This window comes from Nonomuraea monospora, assembly GCF_039531895.1.
GTDB lineage: Bacteria > Actinomycetota > Actinomycetes > Streptosporangiales > Streptosporangiaceae > Nonomuraea > Nonomuraea monospora.
Map to the genome: position 1 here is coordinate 1 of NZ_BAAAQX010000006.1, position 23417 is coordinate 23417.

The 23417-nt window shown below is 70.3% G+C and carries 18 protein-coding genes and 1 pseudogene; 9 read left to right on the forward strand and 10 right to left on the reverse strand.

Annotated features, from left to right (window positions below; translation table 11 throughout):
* Nucleotides 1-355: pseudogene (locus tag ABD331_RS13490) on the reverse strand (hypothetical protein); the annotation flags it as partial.
* A 20-nt stretch (nucleotides 356-375) separates the two neighbouring features.
* A complete protein-coding gene (locus ABD331_RS13495) occupies nucleotides 376-1545 on the reverse strand; it encodes an aldose epimerase family protein (protein ID WP_344474269.1) in 1170 nt (389 codons plus the stop codon).
* Between the two features lie 206 nt (nucleotides 1546-1751).
* Between ABD331_RS13495 and ABD331_RS13500 the strand changes: the two genes are divergently transcribed.
* The 3 genes from ABD331_RS13500 to ABD331_RS13510 are packed head-to-tail and all read left to right on the forward strand — an operon-like array spanning nucleotide 1752 to nucleotide 4815.
* A complete protein-coding gene (locus ABD331_RS13500; protein WP_344474272.1) occupies nucleotides 1752-3068 on the forward strand; it encodes an ABC transporter substrate-binding protein in 1317 nt (438 codons plus the stop codon).
* A 38-nt stretch (nucleotides 3069-3106) separates the two neighbouring features.
* Entirely contained in the window at nucleotides 3107-3985 is an 879-nt protein-coding gene (locus ABD331_RS13505) for a carbohydrate ABC transporter permease (protein WP_344474274.1), read from the forward strand.
* Nucleotides 3982-4815 carry a carbohydrate ABC transporter permease gene (locus ABD331_RS13510; protein WP_344474276.1) on the forward strand — a complete coding sequence of 278 codons (834 nt, stop codon included), beginning with the start codon at nucleotides 3982-3984 and terminating at the stop codon, nucleotides 4813-4815. The genes ABD331_RS13505 and ABD331_RS13510 overlap by 4 nt, the downstream gene beginning before the upstream one ends.
* A gap of 63 nt (nucleotides 4816-4878) precedes the next feature.
* On the opposite strand, the gene ABD331_RS13515 is transcribed toward ABD331_RS13510, so the two are convergent.
* Both ABD331_RS13515 and ABD331_RS13520 read right to left on the reverse strand, forming a co-directional pair.
* Nucleotides 4879-5928, reverse strand: coding sequence for a LacI family DNA-binding transcriptional regulator (locus ABD331_RS13515; RefSeq protein WP_344474278.1), 1050 nt, complete (start codon nucleotides 5926-5928; stop codon nucleotides 4879-4881).
* Nucleotides 5929-5979: 51 nt separating this feature from the next.
* Nucleotides 5980-6525 (reverse strand): YciI family protein, encoded by a 546-nt coding sequence (locus ABD331_RS13520; RefSeq protein WP_344474281.1) that lies wholly within the window; start codon nucleotides 6523-6525, stop codon nucleotides 5980-5982.
* Between the two features lie 110 nt (nucleotides 6526-6635).
* On the opposite strand from ABD331_RS13520, the gene ABD331_RS13525 reads away from it, so the two are divergent.
* The gene (locus tag ABD331_RS13525; protein WP_344474283.1) at nucleotides 6636-9485 is read left to right on the forward strand and encodes a tetratricopeptide repeat protein; all 2850 of its coding nucleotides are present in this window, start codon (nucleotides 6636-6638) and stop codon (nucleotides 9483-9485) included.
* Here the strand turns inward: ABD331_RS13525 and ABD331_RS13530 are convergent.
* Nucleotides 9482-10261, reverse strand: a complete 780-nt coding sequence (locus tag ABD331_RS13530) for a DeoR/GlpR family DNA-binding transcription regulator (protein WP_344474285.1) — start codon at nucleotides 10259-10261, stop codon at nucleotides 9482-9484. The genes ABD331_RS13525 and ABD331_RS13530 overlap by 4 nt on opposite strands.
* A gap of 138 nt (nucleotides 10262-10399) precedes the next feature.
* Between ABD331_RS13530 and ABD331_RS13535 the strand changes: the two genes are divergently transcribed.
* From ABD331_RS13535 to ABD331_RS13555, 5 genes are read left to right on the forward strand one after another with little or no spacing between them, the layout of a single operon-like run.
* Nucleotides 10400-11380, forward strand: coding sequence for a carbohydrate ABC transporter permease (locus ABD331_RS13535; protein ID WP_344474287.1), 981 nt, complete (start codon nucleotides 10400-10402; stop codon nucleotides 11378-11380).
* The gene (locus ABD331_RS13540; protein WP_344474288.1) at nucleotides 11380-12225 is read left to right on the forward strand and encodes a carbohydrate ABC transporter permease; all 846 of its coding nucleotides are present in this window, start codon (nucleotides 11380-11382) and stop codon (nucleotides 12223-12225) included. Before ABD331_RS13535 ends, ABD331_RS13540 begins: the two co-directional genes overlap by 1 nt.
* A gap of 43 nt (nucleotides 12226-12268) precedes the next feature.
* Entirely contained in the window at nucleotides 12269-13606 is a 1338-nt protein-coding gene (locus tag ABD331_RS13545) for an ABC transporter substrate-binding protein (RefSeq protein WP_344474290.1), read from the forward strand.
* Between the two features lie 57 nt (nucleotides 13607-13663).
* Nucleotides 13664-14356, forward strand: a complete 693-nt coding sequence (locus tag ABD331_RS13550) for a glycerophosphodiester phosphodiesterase (RefSeq protein ID WP_344474292.1) — start codon at nucleotides 13664-13666, stop codon at nucleotides 14354-14356.
* A gap of 56 nt (nucleotides 14357-14412) precedes the next feature.
* On the forward strand, nucleotides 14413-15072 hold the full coding sequence (locus tag ABD331_RS13555) for an HAD family hydrolase (RefSeq protein WP_344474294.1): 660 nt from the start codon (nucleotides 14413-14415) through the stop codon (nucleotides 15070-15072).
* On the opposite strand, the gene ABD331_RS13560 is transcribed toward ABD331_RS13555, so the two are convergent.
* The 5 genes from ABD331_RS13560 to ABD331_RS13580 are packed head-to-tail and all read right to left on the reverse strand — an operon-like array spanning nucleotide 15062 to nucleotide 23268.
* Nucleotides 15062-15760 (reverse strand): RES family NAD+ phosphorylase, encoded by a 699-nt coding sequence (locus tag ABD331_RS13560; protein WP_344474296.1) that lies wholly within the window; start codon nucleotides 15758-15760, stop codon nucleotides 15062-15064. The two genes, ABD331_RS13555 and ABD331_RS13560, sit on opposite strands and share 11 nt — an antisense overlap.
* Before the next feature lies 1 nt (nucleotide 15761).
* Entirely contained in the window at nucleotides 15762-16409 is a 648-nt protein-coding gene (locus ABD331_RS13565) for a hypothetical protein (RefSeq protein WP_344474298.1), read from the reverse strand.
* A gap of 19 nt (nucleotides 16410-16428) precedes the next feature.
* A complete protein-coding gene (locus ABD331_RS13570) occupies nucleotides 16429-18030 on the reverse strand; it encodes an Hsp70 family protein (RefSeq protein WP_344474300.1) in 1602 nt (533 codons plus the stop codon).
* A 10-nt stretch (nucleotides 18031-18040) separates the two neighbouring features.
* A complete protein-coding gene (locus tag ABD331_RS13575; protein WP_344474302.1) occupies nucleotides 18041-22138 on the reverse strand; it encodes a CHAT domain-containing protein in 4098 nt (1365 codons plus the stop codon).
* The gene (locus tag ABD331_RS13580) at nucleotides 22135-23268 is read right to left on the reverse strand and encodes a vWA domain-containing protein (protein ID WP_344474304.1); all 1134 of its coding nucleotides are present in this window, start codon (nucleotides 23266-23268) and stop codon (nucleotides 22135-22137) included. The genes ABD331_RS13575 and ABD331_RS13580 overlap by 4 nt, the downstream gene beginning before the upstream one ends.
* Nucleotides 23269-23417: the final 149 nt, after the last annotated feature.

Genomic DNA, 23417 nt, shown 5'->3' on the forward strand with positions numbered 1-23417 from the left:
ACGCGTTGACCATCTCGGCCACGATCGAGTCCTTCGAACCCGTCCACTGGAACTCGGTGCCGAGCAACGCGCAGGCGTCCTGCGCGCCGTACTGCGTGGGAGTGAAGAACGGATTCGTCGTGACATGACAGACCAGCACGAACCTCCACTTCGGCGTGGCCGGGAAATCCCCGGCCGCGCCCGCCCCGCCGGTGGCCGCCGGCTTCGGCTGATCGGACGAGCACGCCGACAGCAGCGCGGTCGCGGCGGCCGACGCGCTGACGAGGCCCGCGCCGGTCAGGAGGCGGCGACGCGCGGCACGGTTCAGGTCGAGTGTGTCGAGGGCCTCCTCGACCTTCGGGTGGATGTCTTTCATTGATCCTGCCTCAGGTCGGTTCAGGACACGGTGGAGAACGCGTAGATCGTCGTGGTCTGGTAGACGTCGCCGGGCCGCAGGACGGTCGAGGGGAAGTTCGCGTGGTTGGGCGAGTCGGGGAAGTGCTGCGACTCCAGGGCGAAGCCGGACCGCTTCGGGTAGAGGCGGCCGCTGGTGCCGCGCAACGTGCCGTCCAGGAAGTTGCCCGAGTAGAACTGCAGGCCGGGCTGGTCCGTGATGACCTTGAGCACGCGTCCGCTGTCCGGCTCGACGACGGTGGCCGCCGTCCGCAGGCCGCGGCCGTCGAGGACGTAGTTGTGGTCGTACCCGCCGCCGCGGACGATCTGCTGGTTCCCGCTGTTGACGCGGTCGCCGATGGCGGTGGGCTCGCGGAAGTCCAGCGGCGTCCCGCCCAGCCGGGCGATCTTCCCGGTGGGGATGAGCGTCTGGTCGACCGGCGTGTAGCGGGAGGCGTTGATCTGCAGCTCGTGGCCGAGGATCCGGCCGTTGCCCTCGCCGCGCAGGTTGAAGTACGCGTGGTTGGTGAGGTTGACGACCGTGGGTCTGCTGGTGGTGGCGCGGTAGTCCATCCGGATCCGGTTGTCGCGGGTGAGCGTGTAGACGACCCTGGTCCGCAGCGTCCCCGGGTAGCCTTCCTCGCCGTTCGAGCTGGTGTAGGTCAGCGCGAGCCCCACACTGCCGCCCCGTACGAACGGATCGGCCTTCCAGACCCGCTTGTCGAAGCCCTTGGCGCCGCCGTGCAGGTGGTTGGGGCCGTCGTTGGTGGCCAGCCGGTACGTCTTGCCGTCCAGGGTGAAACGGCCCTTGGCGATGCGGTTGGCGTACCGGCCGGTGATGCACCCGAAGTATGGACTTTTCTTGACATAGTCGGATAAGTTGTCGAACCCGAGGGTCACGTTGGCCAGCTTGCCCTTGCTGTCGGGGACCTCGATCGACTGCAGGATGCCACCGTAGGTGAGGATCCTCACCCGCATCCCGGCCGCGTTCCGCAGCGTGTAGACGTCGATCTTCCTGCCGCCTGCCAGGGTCCCGAAGTGCTTCTTGGAGATGCCCGGCCGGCCGCCGTCCGCGGCCCGCGCCGGGGACACCGCCACCAAGGCAGGCACCAGAGCGGCCACGGCCACCAGAACGGTGGCGAGCCTGGTCCGGGTGAGGGTGCTACTGGGCATGAGGGGTCTCCCTTCACCTGCGCCTCGGTGCCCACACCTGTGCGGTCCGGATTGCGGCTCGTCGCCTCATCGCGCGGGGCTCCGAACCGGAGACTCCTGAATCACGAAATGAAAACGAATGGATGCAATCGTATTCAGTGCCGGTTACGTTGCCATCAGCAGGGGGTCGTGTCAACCGGTTCACTCCAGCGAGAGGAGCCCGGCAAATGAGAACCCATTCCAGATGGCCCGTCCGGGCGGCCACCGCGGCACTGCTGATCACAGCCGCCGCCTGCGGGCAGGAGGAGCCGCCCCCCGCAGCCCCGCGAGCGCAGGCCGCGACTACGACCTGCGCCGCCAAGGGCGACCTGACGATGTGGGAGCGCTCCGGCGGCAACAAGCAGATGGTGGACATGCTGGTCGCGGCGTGGAACACCAAGAACCCCGACTGCGAGATCAAGCTGACCTACATCCCCCACACCGAGATGGTGGGGAAGATCGCCCAGGGCGTCGCCTCCGGCGAGGTGCCCGACCTGCTGGGGATGGACCTCATCTACGCCCCGCAGTTCGAGAAGGAACAGCAACTCGTCGATCTCACCGGCCAGCTCAAGGACTGGCCGGAGCTGAAGACCGCCAGCAAGGGCCACATGACGGTGGCGACCTGGGAGAACCGGCTCTACGGCGTGCCCCTTTACGCGGACGTGTCCGCCCTCTTCTACAACAAGGATCTCTTCACCCGGGCCGGGCTCGACCCGGACAAGCCGCCCACGAGCCTGGCCGAGCTGCGCACGTACGCCGACAAGATCACCGCACTGGGCGGCGGCGTCAAGGGCTACTACCTGCCCGGCAACTGCGCGGGCTGCAACATCTTCACCGTCGGACCCCTGATGTGGGCTTCCGGAGCCACCATCGAGGCGGCGGGCCCGGGCGACGAGCCGCTGGTCGGCGATGGCGTCAAGCAGGTGCTGCAGTTCACCCGCGACATGGTCGCGGCCGGCAACGTCCCCGAAGGGGCGCGCGCCGAGAACGGCGAGACGTTCCACCTCCAGTTCGGCTCCGGCAAGGTCGGCATGATGGGCACCGGCAACTTCAACATCACGCTGGCGCGCCAGCAGAATCCGAAGATGAGTTTCGGCATCGCCCTGCTGCCGGGAATGACGCCGAATTCGTCGGCCTCCTTCATCGGCGGCGACCTCGTCGTGGTGCCCAAAGGCAGCAAGCGGGTCAACGACGCGGTCAACGTGATGAAATTCCTGCTCTCCGACGAGGTGCAGACCGAGGTCTACGCCAAGGCGCTCAATCTCACCACGCGGACCGACATGGTGAACAACAAGTACTTCCAGGCCGAGCCGCTGGTGCAGGACGTGGCGAAGGCTCTCACGGTGGGACGCACGCCGTACACGGTGACGTTCTTCGAGCAGATCAACTCGCCGCAGGGGCCGTGGCTGAAGATGTTGCAGCGCGCCTATTACCGCGACGACGCACTCGACACCGTCATCGCCGACGCCAAGAAAGAGATGAAGGCCATCGCGAGCCGGTCGTAGCTCCGCGATCCTCGCCGGGTCCACCAGGAGGAGTCGTCATGCGTCATGGCCCGCGCGGCCGCCTGGCCGGATTGGCCTATGTGGCGCCGGCCCTGCTCTTCGTGCTGGTCTTCACCGCCTATCCGCTGGTGCGGATGGCCTGGATGTCCTTGCACGACTGGTCGCTGCTGTCCCCGCCGAGATTCGTCGGACCGGCGAACTACGAGCGGGTTTTCAGCGACACCCAGTTCTGGGTCTCCTTTCGCTTCACCCTGCTCTACACCGCGCTCATCACTCCGGTTCTCATTGTCGGCGGTTATCTGCTGGCGTTGCTCACCGTCCGGAACACCGCCTTGCGCAGGCTCACCCGTACGGTGGTCTTCATTCCGGTCGTGATCGGCCTCGGGGTGTCGAGCCTGCTCTGGTACTGGCTTTTCAGCGCCGATTTCGGCCTGGTGAACCGCGCGCTGGCCGACCTGGGCCTGGTGGACGAGCCCGTGCTGTGGCTGGGCGTGGACGCCGGCCTCTCCAATGCCGCGATCAGCGCCTCCGTGGTGTGGAAGGTGATCGGCTTCGGGATGATCCTGTTCGTCGCCGCGATCCAGGCCGTGCCGGCGGACGTGGTCGAGGCCGCCCTGGTGGACGGGGCGAGCCACCGCCAGCGGGTCACCCGGGTGATCCTGCCGCTGACCCTGCGCACCGTGCTGCTGGTGACCCTGGTGAGCGTGATCGGCTCGCTGCTCGCCTTCGACCAGTTCTACATCATGACCGCCGGCCAGCCGGGCAACGAGACGGCGACCTCGGTCTTCTACATCTACCTGAATTCCTTCCCCTATTTGAAACTCGGGTACGGCGCCGCGCTGTCGATGATCCTGGCCCTCACGATTCTGATCGGCACCGTGATCCAGCTCCTGCTGACCCGCCGGAGCCACCAGTGAAGGGACGCGGGAAATACCTGACGGCGGCGGTCTGCGTCGCCGTCTGCACGGTCATGCTGATGCCGCTGGTGATGTCGGTGCTCGCCTCGGTCAAACCCACGCAAGAGGCGGCGGCCTCGCCGCCGACCTACTTCCCCCACGGGCTCAGCTTCGACAGTTACGTACGGCTGTGGAACTACCAGCAGGGCCTGCCGGTCTATCTCGCCAACAGCCTGGGCACCGCGTTGCTGACCATCGCCCTCACTCTGCTGCTGGCCGTTCCCGCGGCCTACGGGCTGGCCCGTTTCCCCGTCCCGGCAAAAGAAGTGCTCTTCGTGGTGCTGCTGCTGGCGCTGATCATTCCTTATCAGGCGCTGCTCACGCCGATGTTCCTGATGTTCGCGAGGATCGGCCTGACCAATTCACTGCTCGGCCTCGCGATCCTGCACACCGCCATTCAACTGCCGTTCAGCCTGTACGTCCTGCGCAACAGCTTCAGCGCCATCCCGGCGGAGCTGGAGGAGGCGGCCATCATGGACGGCTCCTCGTCCTGGGAGACGTTGCGCTGGGTCTTCATCCCGTCGGCCGTGCCCGCCATCGTCACCACCGCGCTCTTCGCCTTCATCACCTCGTGGAACGAGTTCCTCGGCGCTCTGGTGATGATGAGCCGCGGCTCCAGTTTCACCCTGCCGCTCATTCTCGCCACGTCGAGAACGGAGACCAGCCTCGGCGGCACCGACTGGGGCATGCTGCAGGCCGGCGTCACCATTTCCATCATCCCGTGCGTGCTGTTCTATTTCCTGCTCCAGCGCTACTACGTGTCGGGGCTCATGAGCGGAGCCGTCAAATGAACGCGGGCAGCGTGTCAGCAGCGCGGCGCGCGCGGTGCGGGTGTGGATCCCGGCCTGACCGGCTCACGGCGGCGCCGTCGAGTCGCGCACGACCAGGGAAGGCTGGAAGATCTCCAGGGCCGGCGGGCGCTGAGCACCGGCCGGCTCCCTGGCCAGCCTGACCGCCTGCGCGACCGCGTGGCCGACGATCTCCGAGATCGGCATCCGTACGGTGGTCAGCGCCGGCACGGTGTGGGCCGCGATGAGAATGTCGTCGAAACCGACGACCGACAGCCGATCGGGCACCGTCACGCCCAGGGCGTGCGCGGCGTGCAGCACGCCCGTGGCCACCACGTCGGTCGAGGCGGCGACCGCCGTCGGCGGGTCGGGCCGGTCCATCAGGCGCCGCAGCGCGGCATCGCCGCCTGCCAGGGTGCTCGGGCTGCGCTGGGCGTAACCCGGCGGCACGGCGCCGAACCGCTCCCGCATGAAGGCGAGGTACGCCTCCTCCCGCGCCCGGTACTCGTTGGGCAGTTCCGCGTTGACGAAGGCGATCCGCTCGTGCCCCAGCGACACCAGGTGCTCCAGCCCCGCCCGGATGCCGGCGCGGTCGTCGGCGTCCACGGTCGGGAACTCGCGCGGGCTCGTGCCCGGCCAGAGCGCGACCACCGGCACGATCGACTCGCGCAGGTCGGCCAGGAGCTGCGGATGCTCCTGCATGTCGCCGAGCAGCACCACCGCGTCAGTGTGCCGGGTCTCCAGCACGGTGGTCAGCGAGACGCTCTCATCGCCCGTCCGGCCCGGCACGTGCCCCAGCACCACGTTGTAGCCGTGCGCCATCGACTCGACCACGAGCGCCTCGATCACCCCGGCGAAGAAGGGGTCGCTGAAGTCGCGCACCACCGCGCCGATGAGGTTCGTCGAGGCGCCGCGCAGCCCGCGAGCCAGCGGATTGGGGCGGTAGCCCAGCTCCCGGGCCGTCCGCAGCACCCGCTGGCGGGTGGCCGGCGCGATGGGCACCGCCGTGGGCACGCCGCTCAGGACGCGGGAGACGGTGCTCTGCGAGACGCCTGCCACGGCGGCGATGTCACGCATCGTGGGCACGGGCCGCTTGCCCGTCGGCTCTTCAGGCATCCAGGCCAGCGTAGCATCGTCATGCAGGCATACGATTGCACGCTTCAGTGATCATCGTCGTCCGCCGGACTCCCAGTTGTGGACCTCGACCTCGGCATACCGGTCCGGGGTCAGGATCGTGCGGGCCGTGTCCCGATCCGTCGCCCGGATCAGGGCTGCCGTGCCCAGCCAGGTGACGCCGTCGTCGGACAGCAACGGCCCGTACGCGATCAAGTCGTCCAGCCGGTCGGACGGTGGGACGAGGTCGGCGGCCTCGCCCGTACCGAAGCCCAGGACCAGATAGCGGTTGCCGCCCTCGCGGCCGCCCGGGAAGTCCCACATGGTGCGGCCCAGCAGGTTGCGCCAGCGGCGCAGCAGCACGTCCCGGTACACGCCGGCCTGGTAGTTGGGCTCGTCGAAGGCGAAGGCGCGCGCGGCGGCGGGGTCAGGCAGGTCGGCGATGTGCACGCTGCCGGTGGCCGTGTCGCCGTCGAGGGTCGGGCCGCGGGCGATCAGCTGCTTGTCGTAGTGGTCCATGTAGGACCAGTGCGCCTCGATCAGCTTCTCGCGCAGGGGCGCGGAGCCGGGCCGGTCACGGTGGTAGCAGAAGAACTCCATGTCGGGTTTGTCTACCACGGGTCGTGGCAGGGGCGGGGCGTCCTGCGTTCGCGGGTAACGCGTTCGTCACTATGGTCCCGCTCGTCCGGGTTCGGCAGCATTCTGGGGACATGTCGACAGCGGATGGCACCCCCTCCTGCGGTGAGGAAGCGCGGCATGCCCGGTTCCGGGCACAGGCCTCCGGGCAGGGCCGGGTGTATCAGTCCGCCAGGGACCAGATCATCCACCACCACTACCCGCCCGCGCCGGGCCCCGGCCAGATCGTCGAGGGCGACATCCCGCAACGCCCGCCCGGCTTCCAGCCCCGGGACCTGCTGCTGCGGCAACTCGCCGACCTGCTCGGCGACCCGGCCCCGGGTGACGGCGTGCGGGCGACAGGCGACGGGACGGCGGATCACGACGCGCGGAAGGCGGGTGGCGGGGCACGGGATCACGACGTGCGGAAGGCCTGCGGCGAGGCACCGGATCACGACACGCGGGCGACAGGCGGCGGGGAGCCGGAGCAGGACGTGCGGGCGACGGGTGGCGGGGCGCCGGAGCACGGGGTGCGGGAGGCGGGGGGTGGGGCTGCGGTGATCTGCGCGGTGGCCGGCACGCCCGGGGTGGGCAAGACCATGCTGGCCGCCTCCTACGCCTGGGCCTGTCAGGCGGCGCGCTGGCCGGTGGTGGCGTGGATCGCCGCCGAGACCACCGACCAGATCCTGACCGGCCTGGCCGCCCTGGCCGAGCGGCTGGGTGAGCGCCGCTCCGACGAGGACGCCGCCACGGCCGCCCGCCGCGCCAGGGCATGGCTGGCCGCCACCGCCCAGCCGGCGCTGCTGGTCTTCGACAACGCCACCGACGTGGCGGCCGTCCGCCGCTGGACCCCCGCCACCGGCGCGGCCCGGGTGATCGTCACCACCCGCAACCGGGCCTTCGCCCGCGCCTACGCACCGCTGGAGGTGGCGGTGTTCACCGCGGGGCAGGCGGAGGCCTTCCTGCGCCGGCGCACCGGTCTGACCGACCCCGAGGGGGCCGCCGAGCTCGCTCACGAGCTCGGACATCTGCCGCTGGCGCTGGCCCAGGCGGCCGCGGTGATCGTCCGCCTGCGGTTGAGCTACGCCGGTTACCTGGAGCTGCTGCGCGGCCTGCCCATCGGCGATCACCTGACCGCCCAGCACGGCGACGCCTACCCGGCCGGCACCGCCGAGGCCATCATGCTGTCGGTCGCCCAGGCCGAGGACGCCCTGCCGTTCGCCCGCGAGCTGTTGTCGACCCTGGCCGTGCTGTCACCCTCCGGCGTCCCGCTTCACCTGCTGAACCACGCGCAGAGCACCGAGCCGGTACGCCTGCGTGAGATGCTCGCCGACCTGGCCGACACCTCGTTGATCGCCTTCAGCGAGGACGGCGCCACGGTCCTGATGCACCGCCTGGTCCAGCGCGTACTGTGCGACCGGGCCGCCCACCACGGCGACTTCGGCGCCGTCCTGGAGCGGGCGGTCACCCTGCTCACGGACTACGCCGACCCGCTGCCGGACGGCGCGCGGACCTGGGCGGCCCGCGCGGCGGTCGAGACGGTCATCGACCAGAGCGACGCCCTCTACCGGCGAGTCCCCGCCGGCGAGCTTTCCGAGGATCTCCTGACGCTCCGGGTCTGGTGCGGCAAATCTCTGCAGGACCTGGCCGAGCCCGGCCGCGCCGTACAACTGCTCGAAGTCACCCTCGCCGACTGTACGCGGGTGCTCGGTCCCGACCACCCGGGCACCCTGGTCTGCAGCGGCAACCTCGCCGGCGCTTACCGGGATGCGGGAGACCTGGGCCGCGCCATCCCGCTGTACGAGGCGACGGTGGCCGACTGTGAGCGGGTGCGGGGCGCCGACCACCCGGAAACTCTGCTGAGCCGCAACAACCTGTCCAGCGCCTACCACGCGGCGGGAGACTGGCAGCGGGCCATCGCGCTGCTCGAGGCCACCATCGCCGACATGGATCGGGTGCTCGGCGCCGACCATCCCGACACTCTGGCCTTTCGCCACAATCTCGCCATCGGATACCAGGAGGCGGGCGACCTGAGCCAGGCCGTCCGGTTGTTCGAGGCCGCCCTCACCGGGCGCGAACACGTACTCGGCTCTGATCACCCCTCGACGCTGTCTTCCCGCACCTACCTGGCCGCCACTCATCTGGCGGCGGGGGACCTGAGCCGGGCCGTCCGGCTGTTCGAGGACACCGCCGGCGACTACGAGCGGGTGCTGGGCGCCGACCACCCCGACACCCTGACCTGCCGCACCTACCTCGCCAACACTTACCAGGCGGCAGGGAGCCTGGACCAGGCCGTCCCGCTGTTCGAGCGGACGCTGGCCGAGCGCGAGCGCGTGCTCGGCCCCGACCATCCTCACACCCTGGCCTCCCGCACCTACCTCGCCGGCGCCTACCGAGCGGCGGGAGATCCTGATCGGGCCATCCCGCTGCTCGAAGCCACCCTCAGCAGCCACGAGCGGGTGCTGGGCGCCGACCACCCCGACACCCTGACCTGCCGCACCTACCTCGCCGGCGCCTGCCAGGCGGCGGGTGATCTGAGGCGGGCCATCCTGTTGTTCAAGGCCGGGGCCGAGGACCACGAGCGGGTGCTGGGCGCCGACCATCCCGCGACGCTGTCCTGCCGCAGCAGCCTGGCCGACGCTTACTGGACGGCAGGAAACCCGGGCCGGGCCGTCCCGCTGTTCCGGGCCGTTCTCGCCGACCGTGAACGCGTTCTCGGCGCCGGCCACCCCGAGACCCTGGCCTCTCGCGGCGACCTCGCCCGTGCCCACCGGACGGTGGGGCTCCTGAGCGCGGCCGTCGCGCTGTACACGAGCCTCCTCACCGATTGTGAGCAAGCACTGGGGAGCGATCACCCCATGACCCGTGTCGTCAGGGAGAACCTCGCGATCGTCACCTCCGAGGCAGCACAGCCGCACGGTCGCCTGCCTGGATCGGCGCTCTAGACCCGCAGCACCTTGGGGCCGGACGCGCCGTAACGCTGCGCGGACGCCCGGGACAGCTGCTTGCCGGTGATCACCCAGGACAGCTCCCCCACGTCGGCGAACTTGGCGAAGCTGGCCACCCCGAACCGGGTGTGCTCGCACAACAGCACGCACTCGCGGGCCGCCTGCATCGCCGCCGTCTTGGCCTGCGCCACCGCCGGGTCCGGGGTGGTCAGCCCGCGTTCGATCGACACCCCGTTGGCCCCCATGAACGCCAGGTCGACGTTCAGCTCCGCGAGCATCGCCGTGGCCCACCGGTCGACGGTGCCCATGGTCGTCGGTCGCAGCCGTCCGCCGACAACGATCACGTCGTGATCGGTCTGACGGCCGAGTTCGGCCGCAACGGTCAGGGAGCGGGTCACCACGGTCATCCGCTGCAGCCGGCGCATCGGCCCGACGAGGTCCTCCGGCAGCGCGCCCTCGTCGAGGAACACCGTGCTGACGTCGGCCATCATGGCGACCGCGGCTTCGGCGATGACCAGCCGCTCCTCGGTTCTGGCCTTGTGCCGGTAGGCCACCGGCGTCTCGTAGCGGCCGATGTCGGTGGGGTAGAAAACGCCGTACGACCGGGCGATGAGCCGCTGTGTCTCCAGCGCCCGCAGGTCCCGGCGGAGCGTCGCGGGCGAGATCGCGAACAGGTCGGCGATCTCGGAGACGACCGCGCGGCCTTCGTTTCTGACATGACTGAGGATTCGCTGCTGACGATCGAAGGCACGGCCGTGGAACGAGCTTGACATCCTGTTTTGCACCCTTGCACATGTGATTGAAACGTGCGCGAAATAATCACAGATCGGCCACCATCTGACCAGGTTTGAGCACCTGACCGCCAGTAAAGTCTCCAGCGGTTCAACGCCGATGCGGATGGGTGGTAGCCCGTGAGCAGTGGGGCAAGCGATCTCGAGTCGAGATCAGCTCTGTCGGTCAGCGCCCGCCGACCGGCCGATTCCGGGGGGACCACCTCCGGGCAACGATCAGCGGCGGCACGCCGGCGGCGGCGCGGTTACCTGCTGTTCGCCGCCTTCGCGTTCCCCAATCTGGCGTTGATCGCCGTGTTCTCCTACTGGCCGATCGTCGAGAACGTCTATCTGAGCTTCACCACGTGGGACTTCATCTCGCCGCAGGCCGAGTGGGCCGGCCTGCTCAACTACGTGGCCCTGTTCAGCAACTGGTCCTTCCCCGCGGTGTTGTTGCGCACGCTGGTGTGGGTGGTCGTCGTCGTGGTCGCGACGCTGGTGCTCGGCCTGGCGCTGGCGATGCTGTTCTCGCGACGCATCCGGGGCACCACCGCGGTGCAGACGCTGGCGTTCGCCCCGCACGTGCTGTCGGGGGCGGCGATCGCGACCATCTGGCTGCTGATCTTCGACCCTCACCACGGCCTGAGCCGGCTGGTGTTCGAGGCGTTCGGCGCGACCTCGCCGGCCTGGACGACCGACGGCTCGTGGGCGCTGTGGGCGTTGATCATCGTCTCCGTCTGGAAGGGGCTCGGGTTCGTCGCGATCGTCTACCTGGTGGGCATCCAGCAGATTCCGGCCGAGGTGCTGGAGGCGGCCCGGCTCGACGGCGCCGGCCGGTGGGCGCAGTTCCGGCGGGTGGTCTTCCCGTTGCTCTCGCCGACCACGTTCTTCCTGGTGATCACTCAGACGATCTCGGCCTTCCAGGCCTTCGACGTGATCGCCATGATGACCGGCGGCGGGCCGGCCCGTTCCACCACCACGTTGAGCTGGTTCATCTACGACGAGGCGTTCAGCCGTACCAACGTCGGTGTGTCGAGCGCGGCCTCCATGATCATGTTCGTGGTGCTGATGGCGATCACCGTCCTGCAGTTCCGATTCGTCGAGCGGAGGGTCCACTACTGATGACGGTCAAGCCGGCCACGCTGACACCCGAGCGTGCGCGCTGGTGGGGCGTGATCGCCCTGGCGGGCACGGCCCTGGTCTTCCTGATCCCGCTCTACCTCTTCGTCAGCACGGCGTTCAAGACCGACGCCGACATCAACGCCTGGCCGCCGCGGCTGATCCCGGGGTCGCTGACCCTGGAGAACTTCGTCAACGCCTGGACGCTGGCCCCGTTCGGCCAGTTCCTGGTCAACTCGGTGGTGGTGGCCGTCATCGGGACGGTGCTGAAGGTCGTGCTGGCGATCTTCACGGCGTACGCGTTCGCGTTCCTCCCGTTCCCGGGCAAGCGCTGGCTGTTCGTCTTCATGCTCGGCGCGCTGATGGTGCCGGGGCACGTGACTTTGCTGGTCAACTACATCACCATCGGCCAGCTGAACCTGGTGAACACCTACGCGGGCCTGATCCTGCCGGGCGTGGCGTCGGCGTTCGGAACGTTCCTGCTGCACCAGTTCTTCCGGTCGCTCCCGTACGAGGTGCTGGAGGCGGCGCAACTGGACGGCGCCGGGCATCTGCGGACGATCGTCTCGTTCATCGTGCCGATGGCCCGTCCGGCGATCATCACGGTCGGGCTGATCGCCCTGATCGACGAGTGGAACGGCTTCGTCTGGCCGCTGATCGTGACCAATTCGGTGAACATGCGGACGCTGCCGATCGGGCTGCTCTACCTCAAGGAGAACGACGGCATCAACGACTGGGGCGCGCTGATGGCCGGGACGCTGTTCGTCGTCCTGCCGGTGGCGATCGTCTTCCTGCTGGCCCAGCGCTACATCGTCGCCGGTCTGGCCGGCAGCGTGGTGCGCCGATGATCACCACGTACTCGCGAGCCGGTTCGACCAGGGAGGAAGCAGCGTGACCGGGACCAGTTTGAGCCGCCGCCGGCTCCTGACCGGCGCCACCGCCGCCGCGGCCGGCCTGGCGCTGGCCGGCTGCGTCGGCCGCAAGGAAGGTGACTACGCCCAGGTGAGCGGGCAGGTGCCGGCGCAGTTCGCGCGCCGCGAGCGGATCGTGTTGTGGAGCGCGTTCACCGCACACAACGCCACCGTCCTGCAGTCGATCATCGACGGGTTCAACGCTTCGCAGCAGGACATCTTCTGCGAGATCCAGCTGTTCCCCGGCTACCCCGCGCTCGACTCGAAGCTGGCCGCCAGCTTCGCCGTGGCGCAGGTCCCCGACCTCGTCACGCTCAGCGACGTGAACTGGAACCGCTACTTCCTCGCCGAGACGCTGGAACCGCTGAGCGGCTACTTCGACGCGGGCTTCGGCCCCGACGCCTTCCACCCGAGGTTCCTGGCCGAGGGCACCGTCCGCGGCCAGGTCCACTGGCTGCCCTGGGCCCGCTCGACGCCGCTCTTCTACTACAACAAGGAGATCTTCGCCGCCGCCGGGCTGCCCGACCGCGGCCCGAAGACGTTCACCGAGCTGCGCGAATGGGGACGCCAGCTCAAGAACTTCAAGTACCGCGGCTCGCCGGTCAAGATGCGCGGCTACACCGGCAAGGACGACTGGTACTTCCAGGGCTCGACCTGGGCCTTCAACGGCGGCTACTCCGACGGCATGACGCCCAGGCTGGACTCCGAGCAGACCGTCCGCGCCCTGGAGTTCGATCGCGCGTTCATCCACGACGACCGCATGGCCTACCTGTCGGGCGACATCAACGCCGACTTCGTCGCCGGCGTGACGGCGACCATCTGCAACTCCACTGGTGCGCTCACGTCGCTGCTCAAGGCGGCCAAGTTCGAGTTCGGCGCCGCGTTCCTGCCCGAGCAGGACGCTCCGGGCGTACCGACGGGAGGCAGCGGGCTCGCGGTCATGCGTAACTCCACGAAGGCGCGCAAGCAGGCGACCTGGGAACTGATCAAGTACCTGGCCGGCACGGGCGCGCCCGAATGGAGCCTGAACACCGGCTACCTCCCCGTGACCACCAGCTCGCTCAACTCCTCCGAGATCAAGGAACGCAACGCCGCGACGCCCGCGTACCAGATCGCCCAGGACCAGCTCGGCCGCGCCCGCCAAGCGGACGTGATGCGCCGGTACGTCAACGAGACGATCTCCGAGATGCTGATCGTGCTGGAGAAGGTGTACGCCTCCGACGCCGACCCGCGCGAGGCGCTGCGCGAAGCGGCCCGCAACCTCGACCCGGCCATCCAGCGCGTACTGCCGAAGTACCAGCGCCTGGTCGCGTCCTGACCCATCCATTCAGAGAGGAAAATCGTGGCATTTGCCATTGTCGGACACCGTGGCGCCATGGCCGAAGCACCCGAGAACACCGTCGCGTCCTTCCGCGTGGCGGAAGAGGCCGGCGTCGACGAGCTGGAGACCGACGTCCGCATCAGCTCCGACGGGCAGCTCTTCATGCTGCACGACGCCACCCTGGACCGGGTCGCGGCCGGCCCGTCAGGCAAGGACCTGGGCCCGGTCGCGGAGCTGCCCTGGTCGAAGATCGGCTCGGTGGACGTCGGCGCGGGCGAGCGGGTGCCCACGCTGGAGCAGATGTACCAGGCGACGACGCGGTTCGTCCAGCTGGAGATCAAGGACCTGGCCGCCATCGACGGCCTGGCCGGCTTCTTCCCCCGCCACCCCGCCTACGCCGCACGAACCATCCTGACCGGCTTCTCGGCCGAGGCGATGACCACCGTGGCCCGGAAACTGCCGGACATCCCGCGCGGCATCATCGTCTCCAGGTGGACCGACGCCGAGTCCCACCCGGGCGGCTACCGGAAGCTGATCGAGGAGACCGGCTCCTGCCGCATCCACAGCGGCGGGGAAGGGCTGACCGCTGAGATCGTCCGGCAACTGCACGACGAGGGCTTCCCCGTGCACGGCTGGCCGACCCGCACCGAGGACGATCTGCGGCACTGGCTCGAACTCGGTGTGGACGGGACGACCAGCGACGATCCCCGCACGGTGCGCCGCTGGCTCGCCGAGGCCCTGCGATGACGGCCGCCCCCGGCTCCGGGCCGCCTGTCGCTTCTGGCTCCGGTCCGTTGGAGGCGGTGCTGTTCGACATGGACGGCACCCTGTTCGACAGCGAACCCCTCTGGGACGTCAGCCTCGCCGACCTGGCCGAGATGCTCGGCGGCACGCTGTCGTCCGAGACCCGCCGCCGGGTGATCGGCGGGAACCTGCGGGACACCACCCGGATCATCCACGAGGACCTGGGCGTCGAGGCGGACGTCGAGGAGTCCGCCGCGTGGCTGCTGGAGCGCACCCGGCAACTGTTCGCCCTCGGGGTGCCGTGGCGGCCCGCCGCGCAGGCGGTGGTGGAGTCCGTACGGCGGCAGGGCATCGCCACCGCCCTCGTGACCTCCAGCCACCGGGCCCTTGTCACTGAGGTGCTGGCCCAGTTGGAGCCTGGTCTGTTCGACGTCGTGGTGTGCGGTGACGAGGTGAGCCGTCCCAAGCCTGATCCGGAGGCTTATCTGACGGCGGCCGAGCGGTTGGGGGTCGATCCGCGGAACTGTGTGGCGTTGGAGGACTCGGGGCGGGGGATCGCGGCGGCCCTGGCGGCGGGGTGCGTGGTCGTGGCCGTGCCTGAGGACGGTGCGGCGCTGGGCGATGGGCATGGCGCCGTGGTGGTTCCGCTGGAGGCCGTCACCGTCGATCGGCTGATGTCGCTGCTGGCTGACCGCGTCCGTCCGCGCCTCACTCTTTAGCCGCCCAGGCCGCTGCCCGCCGCGGGCGGGTGAGGTGCGCCCGGTAGGGAGCCAGCCGCTCGTTCACCCAGTCGGCCCCCTCCAGGTCATCCAGATCCCGCCCGAAGGAGTCAGGCGTCAGGCAGCCGGCCGGGCAGCGGTCACCGAAGAGCACCACGGACGGTTCCCCGCCCTCCCTCTTCGAAGGCCAGATCAGGCCCTGTGCCCGCGGCTCCTGCTCCCTGATCCAGCTCGCCCACCGCCTGGTCGCGTGGTAGTCGCGCGGATCGGCGTGGACGAGCCAGCCGTCCTGGGCCACGGCCGCCCAGGCCACGCCGGACAGCAGGTCGACCAGGATCAGGTCCTCGGTGTTCACCACGACGCTCGCGCGCCGTTCGCGGACGAGGACGCGCGGGATGATCCGGTATCCCCGATCGTTGAAGGGCAGGTCTCGCAGCAGCGTCTCGGCCAGCGCCGTCTCAGCGGCCAGGCCGGCGTAGTAGCTGGGATAAGGGTCGCGGTCGGTGCCGTCGAAGCGGCCGCCGCCGAAGTTGGCGTCCGTCCTCCTGGGCTCGCCGGTGCTCTCCCGGGGATTGAAGTCGGTGGCCTTGTAGCACCTCAGGTGCACCCGCCAAAGCGAGGTCCCCGCCGGCAGCAGGTAGAGCTGCGGGATCGCCCTGTAGAGACGGGGCGGAGCGGTGTTCGGCATGTCACACCCCCGCCGTCTCGCTACGGGCAGCGGCGATCAGTTGCTCGTCGGGCACCCGTCCGATCAGCCTGGCGGGGGCGTCGCCGAGCCAGCCGTTGTCGCTCAGCCACCAGCTCGCCGCCCCGAGGGGGTCGTCGAACGCCTCCAGAATCCCGTTGATCAGCCGTACCAGCGGCAGGGGTGTGCCGTCGGCATCGAACTGGAAGGCTGGCCATCGGCCCGCACCGTCGTCGTCCTGCAGCCGGATCAGTGCGGGATCGCCGGGGTTCTGGCCCAGGGCACGCAATTCGGCGGCCGTCAGCGCCGGGGCCGCGAGCAGCCTGGCCACGGCCTCCCGCTCCACCTCAGCGGGCGAAGGGGTGTGGCTGAGCAGAGCGCGTAATTCAGCGAGGGGCAGCGAGGGTTCCGCGACGCCCGCCCGCCGTTCCGTGCGCTCGCGCAGGGCCACGGAGAACGGGTGGTCGCCGGGCAGCCGCCTGCGCAACAGGCCGGCGATCTCGTGGGCGATCTCCTCGGCGGCCTCCTGGTCGTCCTCACGGAGGAGCCTGCCCGCCAGGTCCGACAGCGCCTCGATCGCCTCCGGAGACAGCCGGGAGTGGATGTCGTGCCACTGCTCGGCCAGCACCGCCATCGCTTGCCGTAGTCCCATGGATCTCCCCTATCGCGTCTCAGGAACTGATGTCATGGCGGGCCACCGCCGTCCTGGCCTGGTCGACGGCGGCCTCGTCCAGACCTCCGATCTGCAGCTCGAAACGGACCTCCCGGCCCGACACCGGCTCCGTCGCGTGCACACTGAGCAGCCCCGTCGCCGCCATGGCGAACGTGACGTGGATCGGCGTGCCCTTGGGCAGCCTCGGCGGCAGGCCGAGCAGCATCCCCCGCCCGACCAGCGTGTTGTCCGCCAGCTCCGCCGAGATCTCCCGCCCGTTCTGCTCCCACACCTCCAGCTCGATGCCCGGCTGGTTGTCCATCGCGGTGGTGGCGACGACCGGCCCGGTGTCGGCGGGCAACGGCGTGCCGGCGGGCAGCAGGTGTATGACGTAAGAACGCGCGCGCAGCGGTTGCGTGGCGGCCAGCGGGTCGTTGTGGTCGAGCACCTTGACGCCGAAGCCGCGCGGGATCACCGTGGTCACCCGTCGCGAGCGCATGTTCTCGGCCTGGGCCTTCGTGATGCCGAGCCGGTCGGCGACGTGCTCGCTCTCGTCCTGCTGCGTCTGCCTGATCAAGGCGAACATGGCCGCGCCGCGCGCCACCGCGAGATCGGGCTCGTGCTGCCTGGGTGTCCTGCCGAGCAGCCGCTCCAGCCGATCCGCCACCACGGGCATCCGGGTCATGCCACCGACCAGCACGATCTCGTCGATCTCGGCGACGCCCTCGCGGCCGGCCTTCTCCACCGTCTCCTCGGTGATTTTCATCGTCCGGTCGAGAAGGTCGGCGGTCAGCTCCTCCAGCCGGCTCCTGCTCAGCTCCACCCGGGCGGTCTGCCCGGCGAAACGGAGGTTCTTACGACGGGTCAGCGCGTTGCTCAGCTCTTCCTTGACCTGTTCGGCCTTGATCCACAGGTCCTGCATGAAGCCCTCGTCCGCGGTGGGATCCAGCCGCGGATGTTGTTCGGCGAACGCGTCGAGCAGGAACCGCCTGATCTTCTCGTCCCAGTCGGCGCCGCCGAGCCGCCGGTCACCGTCGGTGCAGACAGTGACGACGTCCTTGCCGTCCACCTTGATCACGGTGGTGTCGAACGTGCCGCCGCCCAGGTCGTAGACCAGCAGATGCCGTACGCCGGACGCCGGGTGCTGCTCCTGCCGGGAGATCGCGGCGGCGACCGGCTCGGAGAGCACGTCCAGTACCGTCAACCCGGCGATCTCGCCGGCCTGCCGGGTGGCCTGCTGCTCCGCCACGCCGAAGTAGGCGGGCACAGTGATCACCACCTCGCGGACCGGCGTGCCGAGCTGTCGTTCGGCGGCGTTCGCCAGATCCTTGAGGATCAGCGCCGAGATCGACTCCGGCGTGTACGTCGTGCCGTCAAAGGCGTACTCGACGTCCTTGCGCCCGATCTGCCGCTTGATCAGCTGAACGACGCGGTCGGGGGCCAGCAGGGCCGCGTTCTTGGCGGCGCTGCCGATCACCACGCTCTCCTTGCGCTCGAAGTAGACGACCGAGGGGGTGGTGTACTCGAGGTTCGCGTTCCTCAGCACGACGGGCCGCCCGGCGTCGTCGACGTACGCGATGCACGAGTTGGTCGTGCCCAGATCGATCCCGAACGCGGTCATGGAGGCTCCCTCATCGGCCTTGGTAGGTGAACGCCGCCCACGACTCGGGCTCGTGCAGCGGCGTCTCGTCGAGCAGCCCGGCCAGGTCCTCGCGCAGGGCCGGCGGGACGCGCCGGTGCGGGTCCAGCATCCACAGCTGAGCCGCGCGCAACGCGACAGCCGGGTCGTCGTATCCGGAGTTCAGATAGTGGTGGAACATGATCATGCACAGCAGGGTCGGAAGGTCGTCGACGGGCCAGCGCGTACCCACCGCGCCGCTGGCTCCCGCACCGAGGAACGCGCTGGTCAAGGTCAGCGCCTCGTCGTGGTGACCGCTGCTCAGGTCGCTGCCGCAGGCCGCCAGCACGACCAGGCCGCCGGGTCCTCCGGCAGGGCGTGCGCGAGCCTGGCGCAGGATGTCCGTCATCCGCAGGACTTCGCCACCGGCCAGCAGGAGCCGCGAGTCGACAGGACGGCGCTCGGCGGCGGCGTGACAGCCCAGGTGCAGGAGGGTCACACCATCCGTGCCGGCGCCAGGCAGCAGGCTGAGCACGTTGGCGGGGGTGGCCGCCGTGTCCTCCGTGGCGGGGGATGATGTCCGTGAGCCGGTGGCGGACGCCGGTCCTGGGAGGATGGCGGACGGCGTTCGGGGAGCGTCGGTGCCGCGGCCGGCGAGCAGCCGTCCGTGCCCGTAGAACTGGCGGTGGAGGGTCTCGGCCTCTTCCCAGGCCCAGTGCAGGCCACGGATGCGGACGAGCGCCGGCTCATCGGCCCATGGGCGGTGGCCGGCCCGCCGGGCATCGACGTACTGGCGGGCGGAGGCGGCGTACGAGATCACGGCGTCCTGGCAGGCGTACCGGGTGAGGCCGTTGCCGGTTACGCGGCGCGCGGCGTGCCAGGGCACGGCGCCGAGCTCCCCGACGGGCACCAGCACCAGCCGCCGGCGGGTCAGGTCGAGGACGTTCATGAGGGGCTCCATGGCGGCGGTCCACGCCCAGTCGCACAGATCATCGAGGGCGTACCGCCACCGGCGCAGGGCCCCCTCGCTGTCTTCCCTGTCGCGCTGCGCCCGCGCGAACGCCGCCAGCCTGCTGTCCTGCCCCGTCGCCAGCCGCGGTAGCCGCACGTCGCGGACCTCCCCGTCCGCGTCCACGACGATGGCCAATCCCCCGCGACCGTCCTCGTGAGGCACGAGATAGGCGAGGGCCGCCGCGCCTGCCTCGCTCAGCGTCCGCGCGATCTCACCGATCGACGGGGCGGCGAACAGCCTGCGTTCCGTCTGCGTGCCCTCGATGGCCGCCATGACGCGATCCCTGAGGTTGCTCGGCACGCGAGCCTCCGGCAGCCTCTCCACCAAGTCCGCGTGGCTGGCCGTCTCCGAGGCGTCCCACGGGGCGGGTGCGAGCTCCGCTAGCGCCGATTCCCATTCCGCGGCGAGATCGCCGTACCCGGCCTCTCGCAGCAGCGACGTCATGCCCAGGTCGGTGGTCGCGGTGTGCAGGACCATCGCCCGGCCCGACTCCAGGGCCTCGACCGCGCTGTCGAGCAGCCCCCTGGCAACGCACCGCAGCGCCACCTCCGCCGCTTCTCCCGCGCCGGCCACCGCCGCGTCGAAGGCACGTTCCGCGTCGCTCTGCAGCATCACCCTCCAGGCGCGGATCCGCAGGCCTTCGAGCCCCGCCTCGGCCACTCGCCGAGGGTCGCCGAGGCGCTCGTCGTTGCGCTGGTGGTACAGGTCGCACAACGTCTTCAAGGTTCCGGCCGCGAAGCCGCCGAACGAGTCGGACTCCTGTGCCCGGCGCGCCGCCTCCAGCCGCGCGATGGCATTGGTCAGGTCCGCGCGGTCCCTGGTGATCTCGTACCGCATGGCCAGGCCGTCGCCGATCTGCGACATCAGCACGGGCCTCAGCGGCAACCCGACGGGGGCCGCGTCGTACGCCTCCGCCAGCGCGGCGAGTCCCGCGTTCATCGCCCGCACGTCGCGGCGCACGAACCCGTGATGGACTCTGGCGAACGCGGCCACGCCCAGTTCGGCGCAGAAATACGGGCTGTCGGGATGCGACGTCCGTGCCTTGGCCTCCATCTCGTCGATGAGCGCGGCGAAGCGCTCGGGATCGGCCTGGAAGGCCGTCGGATCGAGGCCCTCGGGCCCGAAGGCGCCACGGGCGAACCGCAGCGCGTGGATGTCGCTCTCGATCCGGGGCCGGAGATGGTGTTCCTCGGGCAGCCGGCCGGCCACCGACCGCAGCCTGGCGATCATTTCCTCGACATGGCGGCCGTCGAGCTCGTGCTGGTTGCGCAGGAGCGGCGTAAGGGCTTGCAGCCAGTCCATGGTGCGCAGCGCCGTAGGGTCGGAGTCCTCGCTTTCCTCCGTCTCCGCCGCTATCCGGCGCGCGTAGTAGTCGGCCGCGTCCAGGTGCTCCAGCCCGCCGCCGTACATGAAGCGCTGAGCGAGCACCATGGTCAGCAGAGTCGCCGCGGCCACCTTCAGCCGGTGGCCGGCGGGGAACAGCGTGACCGCGTATTTGATCCGGTCAACGATGTCGTCCGGCCCGCCCAGGTTCTCGCTCCAGCTGCCCTGCATGCACTCCACGAGAACGAGCAGGAACTGGTTGAGCGCGTCATTCTCCGCGTCGGCGGCCTCGCGCGCGGCGGCGGCGAGCAGCAGTTCCCTGACCCGCTGCAACCGTTCCAGCGAGTACGACTGCGACAGGCTGCGGATGAGGGACCTGGCCAGCCGGCTCAGCGTGGACGCGCGCTCCGGATCGTCGTCCGGCATCTCCTCCAGGACCTGTTCCAGCAGCCGGAGCGCCGCCTCACGCTCCTCGGAGGCGGAGGCCTCCATGTCCCAGGGGTCGCCGGCCGCGTCGCGGTACTGCCCCAGTACGGCCTGCAGCACGTCACGCAACGGTGTGTCCTCGCCGAGCCCTTCCACCGTCTCGGTGACGGACCTCATGGCCGCGGCCACCTCCTCGCGGCCGCCGCCGTGGGCGGTCCGGGCGGCACGCAGAAGCTGGTACATCACCTTCAGCTCGACGTCTGCTCCGTCGCCCTCCGCCACCTCACCCAGGTCCGCCAGGGCTTCGTCCAGCACCTCGGTGCTCAGATCCAGCCCCCCGGCGGCGGCGGTGGCCGCCATCCGCATCGGCGTCACCAGCTCACGCAGCGCCGAGCCGTCGCTCCGGCCGTCGTCGTCCGGCAGGACGATCCTGTCCAGGTGCGTGAGCGCGGCCCGCGCGTCCTCCGGAGCGGCCATGGCTCGCAACGCCATGATGCGGGCGAAGTGCCGCAGGGTGGCGCCCTGCCCGCCGATGCGGAACTCCTCCGGCAGCGACCGGTTGAAGTGGAGCAGGGCCATGAAGACGTGGCAGCGATTGGCGATCGCCTCGCCCAGTTCAGGCTCCTCGAGTACCGCGCCGAGATCGTCCAGACCCCTCCGCGCGTCCTCGGCACTCCCGCCGAGCATGGCGAAGCGCATGGCGTGCATGATCCCGCGCCAGTACCTGACGGCCGGCCGGTACGGATCGTCGGCTGCCATGCCGTGCCAGCCCTTGTCCAGGGTGCCGAGCGCCATGGCCACCCGGCCGTCCAGCTCGCTCCGCTCCCGTTTCCTCTCCCCCGGGGCATCCCCCAGCCTGAGTACGTCCCGCTGGGCGGCCATGGCCAGGGTGACCCCGAGCCTGCCGGTCACATGGGCGGCAGGTTCGGCGTCGCCGGGCAGGAGGCCGATCGATCCGTGGAACGCCTCGGCTGCCTCCCGCAGGTCCTGCTCCGCACCGGCGGGGAACCACTCCGCCCGCAGGGCGAGCGCCGCGCCCAGGACGCAGCGCGCCATCGCGAGCTCCAGCGGACCGTCGGTGGCCGGCGAGTCCTGACCGTCCGCGGCGCAGGCCCGGCGGGCATAGGCGAGGGCGGTTTCCAGCGCGGCCGGATCCTCGTCGAGCTCGGCGCGGGCCAGCAGCGCCTCGGCGAGCACGGTCAGGTCGCCCGGATCGGCCTCGCCCTCGCCGGGCCCCGGCGGCACCCCTTCTGTGCCGGCCGGACCTGGTGAAAGGTTCTGCGTCCCCGCCGTTCCGGGTGCGGGCCCGTCCGGCCCGGACGCGGGCGGGACGCGGTCGTCCGCCGTCATCGGCCCTCCAGGCGCTGGCCGGTCATGGTGGCGAACACCGTGCCGTAGATCAGGCCGAGCTGGTCGGCGTCTCGGAACCGCCACAGGGTCGCGCGGCGGTGCCAGCGGTGCGAGCGCGTTGTCAGCCGGTCCGCCGATTCCGGCACCACGAGGTGGACATCCTGGTAACCGGTCCGCTGCATGATCGGGTCCAGGCGGTAGGCGTCGTCGAAGAACTCGCCGTCGCTGATCACCATCAGGCTGCACCCCCAGGGCTTGACCGGACGCCTGCCACGCAGCTTCACCAGCAGCCGGATCGCCGGTTCCAGCAGCGTCCCCTCGCCCACCGATCCCTGCGGGTGGTCGGTGACCTGGCCGAGCCTGCGCACTTCCACCGGCGGGACCAGCACTGCGGCCCTGCCCGCGAAGGCCACCGAGCTCAGCAGGTCGCCGTCGGCCATCTCCCGGCGGGCGAACTCGCCCAGCGATCGCAGAGCCGCCGTTCGCAGCCCGGAGTACTGCTCCATGGAGTAGGACAGGTCCACCGCCACCTCCAGGCTCACCGGGCCGCGCACCCGGCGCTCGCCGACCATGCGCGCGGACTCCAGGCTCGCCATGGGGAGCAGCCCGCGCACCGGACGCCCGGCGGGGTCCGGCGGCGCGGCCCTCTCCCGCCCGACCGCGGCGTCCGGCACGGGCACCGCCCGCGCGGAATGTGTGGCGGAGCGGCGAAGGTGGTAGCCGGCCGCCTCCGGCCCGAGCGCGCGGGTCAGGTCGGCCTCGCCCGCCAGCCCGTACCCGATCTCGCGGAACCACCAGGCCCCCTCACGCAGATAGCATTCGCCGAGCAGGTGCACCGGCTCCGGCGTCGCCGCCCCCGCTGCGGCTCCGGAGAGCACGACCAGTCCGGAACCCACCGCGCAACGCAGGCCGCTCATCCCGGACAGTGATCCGCCCGCGACCTCGGCCGCGAGAACGACCCGCGTGGTTCCCTCGGGCAGCCCTGCCAGCTCCACCATGAGCCTGTGCTCGTCGGTGAGCGTCGCCAGGCACCCGCCCGACGCGTCCTGGAAGACGCCGACCAGTGTGGCGCCGCCCGGCTCCGGCTGGTGCAGCTCCACCGGGACGATCGCCCCAGGTGGCAGCGGCACGTCCTGTGCCTTCCGCAGGCCGCTCCCTCCGCCCGGCATCTCAGCGCCCCGCCACGGCCAGCAGCAACGAGGCCAGGATGGAGACCACGTACAGGGCCGCGACCACGGTGACGACCACGAAGACGGCCATCCGCCACCGGCTGTACGGG